Raw genomic sequence first — 13489 nt, 5'->3', positions numbered from 1 at the left:
GCCGTTTCCTCCAATGGTCCCCATAAGCCACGTCGATTTACTATTGAAAATCCAATCCCCAGCGCAAAGATACTAAATACAAAGAATAACCTGATAGATACATCTGCTAGGTTTCTTTCCAGTACTGTCTTGACTATAAAAAGTGCTAAGACAATCCATGTGATAACCTCGGAAACAATCACAAAACGCATACGCCGCTCCTGGCGACGTACCCACTTCAATATAGCAGTAGGCACTTTTATACTAACCTGCTGCTGCTTCCATAAAGTTTCCAGTTCAGACCACTGTTCTTCACTGCTCGCTTTATTCACTACTCACCTCCTGACAAGCAGATGTTCAGCCGTTCTTTTGCTCGATTCAAGCGCACGGCAATATTGCTTTCACTGATACCAAGCACTTCTGAAATTTCCATATAGCTTAACCCCTCTAAACGCAGGGTCAGGGTTTGACGCAGGCCCAGTGGTAGTTTTTTAACCGCAATTAGCAGCCGCTCTGACTTTCGCTCTTCTGCCAGGCGCTCATCGGGACCCGCTTGATTGTCTGGTAAAGTCATCAATTCCTCCTCACCCGCATGTTGAGGTTTTCTTCTGGCTATTTCGGTTACACAACGATTGTGAGCAATGCGATAGACAAAGGTTTTTAAGCTGGCATCCCCTCGAAAGGAGGGTAACGCTCGCCATAAACCCAACCATATCTCCTGGAGCAGATCCTCATGTTCTGCAGTAGTGCGCACATAGCTGCGCGCTATTCGGGAGATACCCTCGGCATACTCGCTTATCGCCTGCTGAAATAATTGATCCCGTAAATCCACCGGCTACTCCATTTTTTTGTAATGAGTACTGTACCGGCGACGCCAAGAACCTTACAAAAAATTTCGTCTACATCTTCAATCGGTGTCGATATCTTCGTTTGATCCGATAACTCGGATTTACCTCAGGCTTTACATACCGACACAAGCCAAGACAACTACACTTGGTCTGCAAAATTTCTGAGGACACACTTATGAAGGCTCTCTATACGGCAGTCGCCACGGCGACAGGTGGACGTGATGGACAGGCGGCTTCGTCGGATGGCGCCCTAGACGTAAAGCTCAGCATTCCCAAAGAGCTGGGCGGGGATGGCGGAAGTGGTACCAACCCTGAGCAATTATTTGCGGCAGGCTATTCGGCCTGTTTTATCGGCGCAATGAAATTTGTTGCGGACAAGGAAAAGGTCGCTACACCGAACGATACCAGTGTGCGAGCTGAAGTTGGCATAGGACCCAGCGGGAAAGGCTTTGGGCTGGAAGTTGATCTCTATATAGAGCTACCGGGCATGGATCAGGTGGTAGCTGAACGCGTGGCCTTAAAAGCTCACGAGGAAGTTTGCCCCTACTCCAATGCAACCCGCAATAATATTACCGTGAGGCTGCATATTACGGTTTAGAAGCATAAGGCTGCCAACCCCTGGCAGCCTTACAGGCCACTTTACCCTCTTACTCTTGGCGAGTTGAGCGCGCGGCCCCATTGGTTATTTGGAAAACCAACCTTGCTGCAGTACGCGCACCATGATCCTCAATATCGAAATAGGGATTAAACTCGGCCATATCCGCCAAGCAAACCTTGTTTGAGTCCAGAACGGTATCCAATAGCTCTTCGAGTAATTCCAGCGGGACTCCGCGCGCAGAGGGGGCACTGACCGCAGGCATTACTGCTGCTGGTAATACGTCCAGGCATACTGTGAGGTACACAAAGTCCACCTTAACGGTAAAGTCCCGGATCTGCTGTTTTATTTTATCCAGATTCCAGCTGCTAATTTCTCGATCGCGAATGACTTCTGCACTCAGTTCATCGGCACGATTGTAAAGCGCCGGCGTATTAGCATTATCGGCAGCACCGACACAGAGATAATTGAAAGGGCGGCCATTGATCTGGCACTGTTCCGCAATTTGATAGAAAGGTGTACCCGAGGAACCCTTGGGTGAAGGAATGCGCAAATCCAGATGGGCATCAAAATTGATAATACCCAGGGTCTTCTCTCGGTGAAGCTCGCGCATCCATCGCGCTATTCCCTGATAACTACCAAACGCGATTTCATGTCCACCCCCCAAAACCAGGGGAAAGTGTCCGTTAGCCAGCAACTCATTGATACGCGCACCGAGTAGTGCCTGTGCGGATTCCAAATCCTCACGATCGACTCGCACATTGCCGGCATCATAAAGAGGTAAATCAAAGGTGGCGGGCAGATTGGCAGTCGCCAAGCGTAGGATTCGCGGCCCTTTCGCAGCGCCAATACGCCCTTTATTGCGGCGCACACCTTCATCCGAGGCGAAACCGAGGATGGCAATTCCAGGGGGGTTATCCAGCTGCAGCGGCGAAACACGTTGGTGCCAACGCTCCCCGGCGCGACCGTCCTCGCTGTCTGTGCGGCCACTCCACAAGCGCATATCAGCCAGCTGTAACATCTTTACCTCCCAGGAAAATCTGTGCGGGTTTCAGCGCGCCAAATTCATAGGCCAGCTGATCTGGGGTATCCATCGGCCATAACACCATATCTGCGCGCAATCCGGGCCGCAGTACTCCGCGGGAACAGCAGAGCCCCAAGGCGCGCGCGGCTGCGCGAGTCACCCCGGCCAACGCCTCCGCTGGGGTAAGGCCAAATAGGTTGCAGCCCATATTCATCATTAACCGCAGAGAACCGATAGGGCAGCTACCGGGATTCAGATCGGTGGACAGGGCCATACAAACCCCCGCCTCGCGTAGTTTCTCTACCGGTGGCATCTGGGTCTCGCGCAGAGTATAAAAAGCTCCCGGGAGCAATACTGCCACAGTGCCGCTTTCAGCCATGGCCAGCACATCCGCATCGCTAATATATTCAATATGATCTGCGGAGAGGGCGCTGGCTTTGGTTGCCATCTCAGTGGCGCCAGTGCGTGCCAGCTGCTCGGCATGCACTTTAATAGGCATGTCCAACTGCTTGGCGGCATCAATTACCCGCTGACACTGCTCTACCGTAAAGCCGATGGTTTCGCAGAACATATCCACCGCATCGGCCAGTTGCTCGCGCGCAACTGCCGGCAATATCTGCTCGCAAATCAAATCGATATATTCATCGGCACGACCATCGTATTCCGGCGGCAAGGCGTGAGCGGCCAAACAGGTGGTAACGATTTCCACCGAATTGTGCTGCGCCAAACGGCGAGCGGTGCGAAGTTGCTTCAACTCCGTATCCAGATCCAGGCCATAGCCGGATTTGATCTCGACAGTGGTCGCCCCCTCGGACATCAAGGCGCGAAGGCGGGGCTCCGACAAACGGTATAATTCCTCAGCACTGGCGGCACGAGTGGCCCTCACAGTGGAAATAATGCCACCACCAGAACGGGCTACTTCTTCATAGCTCTCCCCGCCCAGGCGGCGGGCAAATTCTCCAGCGCGGTGACCGCCGTAAACCAGATGGGTATGGCAATCGATCAGGCCCGGTGTCAACCACTGCCCCTCACCGTCGATCACCTTATCTGGAGCACAGTCCGGTAACTCGCGACGCGGCCCCAGCCAAACAATCTTGCCGCCGGTTACCGCCACTGCGGCATCCTCTACAGCACCGTAGCCCCCGGCAATCGAAGGGTCCATGGTAGCGGCGTTCACATTCGTAATCAGTAGGTCACAGCGTTCTGTCATAAGCTTCTAGCGGCGCGCTTTTCCTTCTTTAACCATAGATGCCCAGTGCAATACCGAGCGGGATTTGGGCAGTCAGCATACAGACCATCGCCCCGGCTTGACAGTCATCTTTAAGACAACCATAGTAGCTTCTATTATTTCTTGTATATACAACCATATACAAGCCATAAAGGCACTAAATCCGAGTATGAATACTGCAAGCGAACCCCGCTACGCGGCGATCAAGCGCCATATCCGGCAAAACATCGAAAACGGCAGCTGGCCTGTGCATTTCCAGGTGCCCTCAGAAAATCAGCTGGCGCAGGAATTCGGTGTCAGCCGTATGACCGCCAGACGCGCTTTAAGTGAATTGACCGATGAGCGGGTGCTGATGCGCTCCCAGGGACTCGGTACATTTGTGGCCGAACCAGTACCGGCTGGCTCCCTGTTAGAAGTGCGCAATATTGCTGATGAAATTTCAGCACGCGGCCACAGCTACAGCAATCGAATTTTGCTGGCACAACATTGTATGGCTAATGCCGAAGTAGCCCGTGCCCTGGAAGTGCCGGAACAGGCCAAGGTCTTTCACACCATTATTGTGCACTGTGATAACGGCGTTCCCATTCAGTGGGAAGAGCGCTTTACCAATCCGGCCCTGGCTCCCGAATACTTACAACAGGATTTCGCCCACACCACGCCAAACGCCTATCTTTCCAGGGTCGCACCATTGACCGAGGCGGATACCACGGTTGAGGCAATCTCAGCAGAAGCTTCTATTGCCTACGCATTGGAGATCGCCACCGGCGATGCCTGCCTACAGGTGTGGCGGCGTACCAAGAGTAGCGCCGGTACTGTGAGCTTTGCCCGCCTGGTGCACCCGGGTAAACGCTACCGCCTGGGGGCTCAGCTGAGATTCTAATTTCTGCATGTATCTCATACGTCCCAGCAACACTGGATTGCCAATCATAGGGCGCAAGAATTTTTACCAAATAATTTGAGAGGAATGTATGTCCGCTGATAAACGCCACGACCCCAGCCGTAAAATCCGCGCGCCTCGCGGCAGTGAGCTCAATGCCAAAAGCTGGCTCACCGAAGCTCCCCTGCGCATGTTGATGAACAACCTGGACGCCGAGGTAGCTGAACGCCCGGAGGACCTGGTGGTTTACGGTGGTATCGGCCGCGCCGCGCGGAATTGGGAATGCTACGACAAAATTGTCGAGGTACTAAAGCGCCTGGAAGACGACGAAACCCTGCTGGTGCAGTCCGGCAAGCCTGTCGGAGTCTTTAAAACCCACGTCGATGCACCCCGGGTTTTAATTGCCAACTCCAACCTGGTACCCCACTGGGCCAACTGGGAACACTTTAACGAGCTGGATAAAAAAGGCCTGGCCATGTACGGCCAGATGACTGCCGGCTCTTGGATTTATATCGGCTCCCAAGGCATCGTCCAGGGTACCTATGAAACCTTTGCCGCAGTCGCACGCAAACATTTTAAGGGCGAAGCGAAAGGCAAATGGATTCTTACCGGTGGCCTCGGCGGCATGGGTGGCGCTCAGCCACTGGCGGCGACCATGGCCGGTTTCAGCATGATCGCAGTAGAGTGCGACGAAACCCGTATCGATTTCCGTCTGCGCACTGGCTATGTCGACAAAAAAGCCACCAGCCTCGACGAAGCCCTGCAAATGATTGAAGCCGCGATGGAAAAAGGCGAAGCCATTTCCGTTGGCTTGCTGGGCAACGCAGCAGATATTTTCCCGGAAATTGTAAAACGCAATATTCTGCCGGATTCGGTTACCGACCAGACTTCCGCTCACGATCCTTTAAATGGCTACCTGCCTCAGGGCTGGACCATGGAATACGCAGCGGAGATGCGCAAGAAAGATGAAGCCGCAGTAGTAAAGGCTGCCAAACAGTCTATGGCGGTTCAGGTTGAAGCCATGCTGGAGCTGCAAAAGCGCGGAGCCGCGACCCTCGACTACGGCAACAATATTCGTCAGATGGCTCTCGAGGAAGGTGTGGAAAATGCCTTCGATTTCCCCGGCTTTGTACCCGCTTATATTCGCCCTCTGTTCTGCGAAGGTGTCGGTCCTTTCCGCTGGGCCGCCCTGTCCGGCAACCCGGAGGATATCTACAAGACCGATGCCAAGGTTAAGGAACTGATTCCCGACAATCCGCAGCTGCATAACTGGCTCGACATGGCCCGCGAGCGGATTCATTTCCAGGGACTGCCCGCACGTATCTGCTGGGTGGGCCTGAAAGATCGCGCGCGCCTGGCACTGGCATTTAACGAGATGGTAGCCAACGGTGAATTGGAAGCACCGGTAGTGATCGGCCGCGACCACCTCGACAGCGGCTCTGTAGCGAGCCCCAACCGCGAAACTGAAGCCATGATGGATGGTTCCGACGCTGTCTCCGACTGGCCGCTGATGAATGCCCTGCTGAACACTGCCTCCGGCGCTACCTGGGTATCCCTGCATCACGGTGGTGGCGTAGGCATGGGCTTCTCCCAGCACTCTGGGGTGGTCATTGTCTGTGACGGTACCGAAGCTGCGCGCAAACGTATCGAACGGGTTCTCTGGAATGATCCCGCCACCGGCGTAATGCGCCACGCCGATGCCGGTTATGAGATCGCAAAAAAATGCGCAAAAGAGCAGGGCCTAGACCTGCCCATGCTGAACGACTGATTTTTTACCGCAATAAAAATACCGCCGGCGGAAATCTTTTACAGCCCGAATAACTTTGATCGGGCTGCGCCGCCGGCACCTAACTGGGTGTTGAAAAAGCCAACAAGCGACTTTTTCAAGCCATCTTTGCGGCACATGTCCACAAAGATGGGCACTCAAATCAAGCATTTGCAGTGCTTGATTTTGCGGCAGGCGCTTTCGCACCGCCCACGCAGGCTGTTTTTCAACAGCCTGCTAAGCAGTAAATATTTTTTGGTGAATGAGTTTATGTATCAATTGGAAATCGATCCCGGTCAATTGAGCCTTGGGCAACTGCGCCGGGTAGCCCGCGAGTCGGTGCAGCTGTCCCTGGCGAAAAGCGCCTACCCCGCTATTGAAGCCTCTGCCCACACTGTTGCCCAGGTTATTACCGAGGGGCGCACGGTTTACGGAATTAATACCGGTTTTGGTTTATTGGCCAACACCCGCATTGAAAAGCACGACCTGGAAAACCTGCAGCGCGCTATTGTACTGAGCCATGCCGCCGGTACCGGCAACTTTATGAGTGAAGCCACCGTGCGTTTGCTGATGGTGTTGAAAATCAACTCGCTCGCGCGCGGCTTCTCCGGTGTGCGCCCGCAGGTTATCGAAGCTTTAATGCAACTGGTCAATGCCGGTGTATACCCCGCTATTCCTGAGAAAGGTTCTGTCGGCGCTTCTGGCGATTTGGCGCCGCTGGCTCATATGAGCGTGGTACTTCTCGGTGAAGGGGAAGTATTTATCAAGGGTGAGCGCAAGAGTGCTCACGAAGGCCTCAAAGCGGCAGGGCTAGAGCCTATTACCCTGGCTCCCAAAGAGGGCCTCGCCCTGCTAAATGGCACCCAGGCTTCTACCGCCTTTGCCCTGCTCGGCCTGTTCGCCAGTGAAGACTTGTTCGCCGGCGCCCTGGTAACCGGTGCTATTACCCTGGAAGCCGCCAAGGGCTCACGCCGCCCTTTCGATGATCGTATTCACAACGCCCGCGGCCAACAGGCTCAGCGCGACGTAGCGGCAATTTATCGGGACCTGCTCGGTGAAACCAGCCAGATCGGTGATTCCCACCAATTCTGCGAAAAAGTGCAGGACCCCTACTCCCTGCGCTGTCAGCCCCAGGTCATGGGTGCCTGCCTGCAGCAGATGCGCTTCGCTGCAGAAGTATTGTTGGCCGAGGCAAATGGTGTTTCCGATAACCCGCTGGTATTTACCGATGAGGAAAATCCGGATAACTCCGACATTATTTCCGGTGGTAACTTCCACGCAGAGCCTGTTGCTATGGTCGCCGACAACCTGGCGTTGGCATTGGCAGAAATCGGCTCTCTATCCGAGCGTCGCATGGCGCTGCTGATCGACAGTAACCTATCCGGCCTGCCTCCCTTCCTGGTGGAAAATGGCGGGGTGAACTCCGGCTTTATGATCGCCCAGGTCACCTCAGCGGCGCTTGCCAGTGAGAACAAATCCATGGCGCACCCTGCCTGCGTGGACTCACTGCCCACCTCCGCCAACCAGGAAGACCATGTATCCATGGCCACCTTTGCCGGCCGTCGCCTGCGGGATATGGCCGACAATACCTGTGGCATCCTGGCGGTGGAGCTACTCGCTGCCTGCCAGGGACTGGATTTCCGTGCGCCGTTAAAATCTACGGAAAAACTGGAGGCCGCCAAGGTAAAACTGCGCGCGCGAGTACCCTTCTATGACAAGGACCGCTACTTTGCCCCGGATATTGAAGAGGCGAAGCAATTGCTGAGCAGCGGCGCCTACCTGGAATCCATTGATCCAGCCCTGCTCCCAAGTAGTCATTAATTTCCTTTAATTTCTATAAATTAGTTTTTATAGAATATTTCGTTACTAAATACCGGGGCCAAAACCCCGGTATTTTTTTCTCTGTCTTTGGTCCGCCAGCAACAGCGACTCTAAAGTAGCTGTTTGTCCGCGGTCGCAATTTAAAACAAAAAAATCAGTAAAGAGACAAGTTTTTCTTTATCAAGTACCGCTAGAACAATTTTTTTTCTTTGTGAGGAAATTTGCGCCAAAAGTGCTAGGCTGACAATTAGACGTTTTACCCGCCAAAAGGTGTGGAGGTCTAGATGAAACCGCTGTCGCTTCGGCTGCTCCGCCACTCGGGCTACGCGCTGGCTATTGCCACAGGGTTTGCCCTGTCAGCCTGTAACGGAACAGGTTACCCCTGCGGAGGAGGCTATGACTGCTCAGCTAGCTATTACGGATATAGCCCTTATTACAGCAGGTCATATTACAACCTACGGGGCCGCTATGCCCACTGCCACCCCGATGGAACCTGCCACAACATGCAGCATTGCAACTTTTACTGGGATGGGAATTTTTATCGCCTGAGGCCGCCCGCGGTGGTGAACACAAGTTACCAGGTAATTGATCTGCCCGATCCGCCCTACCAGGCCAGGCCCTACTGAGAAAGAAATTCTGTGTGCGTCCATTTGGCACACATAAAGGGGCTTGGCCCCTGCCGGGCCTCTCCGGGGGGAACTTTCGCTTACCGGAGATTGCACTATGAATAGAGCTGTTAAGACGGCTTTTATTGCCGTCACGGTATGCACGGCCCTAACTTTAGGTGCCTGTGCAACCGATAGTTACTATAACGGTGGCTACTACGGCGGTTACTACAGAGGAGGGGGAGTGGCCTACACATCTTCCTTTGTTTACCCTTACGCAACCCCGAACTACTATCCCTCCAGTAATATCTATGTCTCTTACCGCACACCGGTTTACCAGTATTACCGGGCAACCCCGCGCTATGGCTATTATTATCGCGGTGCCTATTCCTATTACCGCGCACCAGGTTATCGCGGCAACCCCCGCTACCGGGCCAGGTACTTTTATCGCGGGCTTCCCTACTACAACCGCTTTAACTCCCCCGGTGCTGCACAAATCCGCTATCGTGCCCAGCACCGTTACTATCGCGGTGGCCACCGAGGATATCGCAGCCACCGCAGCTACAGAGTGCGTGGGCACCATCGCGTCCGCGGTGGATATCACCATAGAAGACGCTAGCGTTTAGCTGCTATTAATCCAGCCTTGAAATAGCTGAAATCCAGATATTTCATTTTGCCCGCAAAATGCCGGTACAGATCAATAACATTACTGGTATTTTGCGGGCTCACCAATCCACAAAACAACATCAATACAAATTTTAAATTGGTCCTCTAGTAACTTTGAATTAATCATTTAGAAATATTTGATTACTTATTTGCGCGCAAAAAAAGAGTGATCAGAAAAATCTCTCTTCGATAATTCACATCCACTCCACAATAGTGACCGGCGAGTTTACTCACTGGGTACCAACGCCTGTTTTATCTTTAGCCATTCAACAGCTCTGTCGCTACTTTTTGCAAATTGGCGTTCTTTTCCTCACTTTGACAGCTATTACCACTACCCTGAGTTAAGAAAGCGAATCCTGTAAACCTTGCGAGGTAAGTGCAGTGCAGAAACTCCTGCCGAAACTGCTTGCTGTGACACTGGTAATAAGCATTACCGGCTGTTCCACAACTAAATCACAGGGCACCCCAAAATCTTTATCACTCAACGGGAAAAAATTTCACTGCGTTGAACAGGAACTGGAAACAAAAACTCTAGTGCGCTGCGCACGTCCCGGCTAAAAAACGAATTTATTAATTGCCAGAAAAATACAGATAAAAAAGTCGGGATTTAGATTTAAAAAATAAAAATTGAATTTTCGCCCAGAGCAGAAAAAATGCTTACTCAACTCTTACGACCCGCAGGGTATCAGTCTGGCCGCCGGCATCTTGTCGATAGCCACGGGAAACCAAGACAAAATCCCCCGATTTTAAAAGACTGCGCTGCTTCAAGTGGTCGATTGCCTTGTGGTCACGGGAGGGACCATCCATACCTGCCACCGCCATTAAAACCGGATCGACGCCGCGATAAAGGGCAACCCGATTACAAACTCTACGGTGCCGACAAAAGGCGTAAATCGGAATGGCTGCGCGAACCCTGGACATCAAAAGGGCTGTGTTGCCCGTTTCTGTCTGGCAGATAATAGCCTTGATATCTCGACAGTGATTGGCAATGGTGATTGCAGCCATGGCGATACAGGCATCCCCTGCAGGGTAATTGCCACGCAAACTATCCGAAGGGCGCTGTGTTGCACGGTGTTTTTCCGCCCCAATAATTACCTCGTCCATATGCCGAACAGTCTCCACCGGGTAGTCCCCGCTGGCGGTTTCCGCCGACAACATTACCGCATCGGTGCCATCCAACACCGCATTGGCGACATCACACACCTCCGCTCTCGTAGGCACAGGGCTGGAGATCATTGACTCCATCATCTGTGTTGCCGTAATTACCGTGCGATTCAGATAGCGGGCAAAACGAATTAAATGTTTTTGCACCCCCATCAATTCCGCATCGCCAATCTCTACTGCCAGATCGCCGCGCGCCACCATGATGACATCGCTCGCCAGAATCAGCTCCTGCAAGTGTTCATCAGAAGAGATCGCCTCGGCCCGTTCAATCTTGGCGACAATCTGGCTGCTACCCCCCGCCTGCTGTAGAAGCTCCCGCGCCCTATGAATATCCCCCGCATCGCGAGGAAAGGACACCGCCAAGTAGTCCAGCTGCAGATCGGCGACAACTTGAATATCGCACAAATCCTTGTCCGTTAATGCGGGCGCGGTGAGGCCACCGCCCCGCTTGTTAATTCCTTTTCGATTGGAGAGCCAGCCCCCATCCTGTACCTCAGTGATAACCGCACTGCCTTCAATTTTCTTGATCTGCAGACTGAGTCGCCCGTCGTCCAGCAGCAGGGTATCTCCTGGGCGGCAGTCCTCGGCCAGCTCGGTGTAATCCACCGAAACCCCGGCGCTGTTGCCCTGCTCCCTTGGCCAAGTAGGGTCCAGAGTAAACTCGGCACCAGTGCTGAGATGCACACCGCCATCGGTGAACTTGCCCACACGAATTTTCGGCCCCTGAAGATCACCCAATATGGCGATATGACACCCTTGGCGAGCGGACTCTGCCCGAACCTGCTCGGCGCGGCGGCGGTGCTCGTCGATTTCACCATGGGAAAAATTCAGGCGCACGATGTTCACCCCGGCGGCGACCAGTTGCCCCAGGGTGTCCCCCTTATCGGTTGAGGGACCCAGTGTTGCGACTATTTTTGTCCGCCGGATCATGCCGCACCTAGCCTCGTTTTACTGCCCGGATAGCACTCGCTTTCACAGGAGAAGCATAGCTTGTCACACCTGTCGTCTCTCAACAGAGGCCAGCGACTAAGCTTTGCATAGAGCGGGTTATAGGCTAAAGCGACAGGCCCGTTCGACATTGTAGGTGCAAGGGTCAGGGAGTAACTCGCCGATGAGCAGGTTGGTGCAACTGTGGCTGCTGGGGGCCCTGCTGGTCATTGGCGGATGCCTGTCGAATAGTGCGGAAGAAGCCCGAGTTGTGCAGAGTGCGGGAACTGCAAGTTCGGTCTGCAATAAGAAGTGGCAGCTGGTACGCCTGCGTATTAACGGCGCTGCGGTACCGATCCAGAAGCCTGCAGATTTTACTTTCGTGTGTAATCTCGATGGCAATGTGATGGGGCGCAGCGGTATTAATACCTACCGTGGCGAGCTGCAGATAACTGAAAACGGCCTGATGTTGTGGGACAGTTCCAGCTTCGCCTCGACCAAGATGAGCGGCCCGGAGATCCTACTGCAGCAGGAAAATGCCTACCTGCGCGCCCTGGCCGGTACTCGCCAGGCATTTACCAAGTCCCGCGGTAAGCGTTTGATCCTTCGCGACGCCTCTGGCGATATTTATATTGAATATGTCAGGGCAGGATCTTGAACACCACCACAGACCACTGATAGCTTTTACGATTAAATGTCGCAAAAACAATGAGAACGACATCATGCCGCGATCTCACTTACGCTTGCAGCTTGTGGTCCCAGCCGTATTGAGCCTGCTTTTTTCCGGGTGTATGTCTTTCAGGGAGCCCTCTCCCCAGCCCCCCAAACAGCCGGCGTGGTCTGCCTGTGAGCACGACTGGATACTCTCAAACCTCCGAGATGGCGAGAACACCTACGAGTACACGCTACTGTGGAAAAAGTTCTGGCGCGAGCGCCCATTCTTTACCTGTGATCGCTTCGGCTACGTACGGGGTAACGGTGGCATCAATCCCTATCTGGGGCGCTTTTCTCTCGAGAGCAGCGGCGAACTTTCCTGGCCCAGGTCGCCGATTATCTCCAGAGTGGGAAACCGCCGCCCCAGTGATGAACTAGAGGCCGACTACCTGAAAGCCCTGCGCAAAACCCGTTTTCTCGAAGTGGTGGGTGACAAGCTGATCTTGAGCAGTAATGACAAATCCACACGGCTAGAATTTAACCGGGTCGATGACATTATGCGTTGAATTCCCGATACCAATGCCTGTAGCGCAGCCATAAAAAAGGCGACCCATAGGGTCGCCAATATTACAATCAAGAAGAATCAAAAAGATGAGTCAGATGCGCAATCGCATTGGAAAGCCTCGGCGCGCATCATAGTTCTCACAGATGACAGAAAAATGACATAACGGACCTCAAAAGCGCCGCTGATGCCTCTCCAGATTCTCCTGACGCTTGCGCTCGCTTTTGCGCAGCAAAAGGTAAGTAGCGCCCATACCACCGTGTTGTTTTTGCGCGCTGTGGAATGCTAGCACCTCATCCAGTTGCGGCAGCCAGTGATAGATACAGCTTTTCAAAAGTGCGGGCTGCTTGCGGCCCTCGCCCTTGCCGTGGGTAATAAGCGCACAGCGCACATCCGCCTCGACACAATCACGCACAAACTCCACAACGGCACTGCGCGCCATTTCCACCGAGTGGCGGTGTAGGTCGAGGCGTGCATCCACCGTGTACTTGCCCAGGCGCAGATTGCGATACACACCGTTCTGCACCCCATCGCGCTTGAATTCAATAGGGTCCCAGGGCGCCACAAGCTCAATATACTCACCGGAAAGGGGGTTCATTTCGCGCTCGGTCAAACGCGTCGCAGCAGCACGGCGCTCGCGCAAGATACGCTCGGATGGCTCGCTCTCCTTGCGCAGGGTGACGCGGCGCTCCTGCACCAGCGGTTTCACGTCTCCCAGCTCACCGAGAGCGTCTTTGAATAGCTTGCTGTCGCCGCTCATGAAATACCCCCGCC

The 13489-nt window shown here is 53.7% G+C and carries 14 protein-coding genes (1 of these 14 cut by a window edge); 8 read left to right on the top strand and 6 right to left on the bottom strand.

From position 1 onward, the window contains the following. Both ACJJH9_RS21165 and ACJJH9_RS21160 read right to left on the bottom strand, forming a co-directional pair. Positions 1-311, bottom strand: partial view of a hypothetical protein gene (locus ACJJH9_RS21165; protein ID WP_444923917.1) — the 5' portion only. Its footprint begins 283 nt before the window's first position; 311 of the gene's 594 nt are visible here — the first part of the coding sequence; it begins with the start codon at positions 309-311; its stop codon lies beyond the left edge, outside the window. Beyond that, a complete protein-coding gene (locus tag ACJJH9_RS21160; protein WP_252083746.1) occupies positions 311-811 on the bottom strand; it encodes an RNA polymerase sigma factor in 501 nt (166 codons plus the stop codon). Before ACJJH9_RS21160 ends, ACJJH9_RS21165 begins: the two co-directional genes overlap by 1 nt. Positions 812-1002: 191 nt before the next feature. On the opposite strand from ACJJH9_RS21160, the gene ACJJH9_RS21155 reads away from it, so the two are divergent. Beyond that, a complete protein-coding gene (locus ACJJH9_RS21155) occupies positions 1003-1425 on the top strand; it encodes an organic hydroperoxide resistance protein (protein ID WP_444887504.1) in 423 nt (140 codons plus the stop codon). Positions 1426-1474: 49 nt separating this feature from the next. Here the strand turns inward: ACJJH9_RS21155 and hutG are convergent, their stop codons facing one another. Both hutG and hutI read right to left on the bottom strand, forming a co-directional pair. Beyond that, a complete protein-coding gene (gene hutG, locus ACJJH9_RS21150) occupies positions 1475-2443 on the bottom strand; it encodes a formimidoylglutamase (protein WP_444923916.1) in 969 nt (322 codons plus the stop codon). Further along, on the bottom strand, positions 2427-3656 hold the full coding sequence (gene hutI / locus ACJJH9_RS21145) for an imidazolonepropionase (protein WP_444923915.1): 1230 nt from the start codon (positions 3654-3656) through the stop codon (positions 2427-2429). The genes hutG and hutI overlap by 17 nt, the downstream gene beginning before the upstream one ends. 187 nt (positions 3657-3843) lie before the next feature. Here hutI and hutC point away from each other — a divergent pair, with 187 nt between their 5' ends. The 5 genes from hutC (at position 3844) to ACJJH9_RS21120 (ending at position 9361) form a co-directional block, all read left to right on the top strand. Continuing rightward, positions 3844-4554, top strand: a complete 711-nt coding sequence (hutC, locus tag ACJJH9_RS21140; RefSeq protein WP_252083750.1) for a histidine utilization transcriptional repressor HutC — start codon at positions 3844-3846, stop codon at positions 4552-4554. 88 nt (positions 4555-4642) lie between these two features. Then, positions 4643-6319, top strand: a complete 1677-nt coding sequence (gene hutU, locus ACJJH9_RS21135; protein WP_444923914.1) for a urocanate hydratase — start codon at positions 4643-4645, stop codon at positions 6317-6319. Between the two features lie 267 nt (positions 6320-6586). Continuing rightward, positions 6587-8137 carry a histidine ammonia-lyase gene (hutH, locus tag ACJJH9_RS21130; RefSeq protein WP_444923913.1) on the top strand — a complete coding sequence of 517 codons (1551 nt, stop codon included), beginning with the start codon at positions 6587-6589 and terminating at the stop codon, positions 8135-8137. 284 nt (positions 8138-8421) lie between these two features. Then, positions 8422-8763, top strand: coding sequence for a hypothetical protein (locus ACJJH9_RS21125; protein WP_444923912.1), 342 nt, complete (start codon positions 8422-8424; stop codon positions 8761-8763). Positions 8764-8860: 97 nt separating this feature from the next. After that, entirely contained in the window at positions 8861-9361 is a 501-nt protein-coding gene (locus ACJJH9_RS21120; RefSeq protein WP_252083754.1) for a hypothetical protein, read from the top strand. A 704-nt stretch (positions 9362-10065) separates the two neighbouring features. On the opposite strand, the gene pyk is transcribed toward ACJJH9_RS21120, so the two are convergent. Next, entirely contained in the window at positions 10066-11502 is a 1437-nt protein-coding gene (pyk, locus tag ACJJH9_RS21115; RefSeq protein WP_444923911.1) for a pyruvate kinase, read from the bottom strand. Positions 11503-11683: 181 nt separating this feature from the next. On the opposite strand from pyk, the gene ACJJH9_RS21110 reads away from it, so the two are divergent. Continuing rightward, entirely contained in the window at positions 11684-12157 is a 474-nt protein-coding gene (locus ACJJH9_RS21110) for an META domain-containing protein (RefSeq protein ID WP_252083757.1), read from the top strand. 64 nt (positions 12158-12221) lie between these two features. Beyond that, a complete protein-coding gene (locus ACJJH9_RS21105; protein ID WP_444923910.1) occupies positions 12222-12719 on the top strand; it encodes an META domain-containing protein in 498 nt (165 codons plus the stop codon). A gap of 168 nt (positions 12720-12887) precedes the next feature. On the opposite strand, the gene smrA is transcribed toward ACJJH9_RS21105, so the two are convergent. Next, entirely contained in the window at positions 12888-13475 is a 588-nt protein-coding gene (smrA, locus tag ACJJH9_RS21100; RefSeq protein WP_444883121.1) for a DNA endonuclease SmrA, read from the bottom strand. Between the last annotated feature and the right edge of the window lie 14 nt (positions 13476-13489).

The organism is Microbulbifer mixtoriginis (SeqCode), from assembly GCF_052466715.1.
This window is presented reverse-complemented; position numbering and strand designations above follow the sequence as displayed.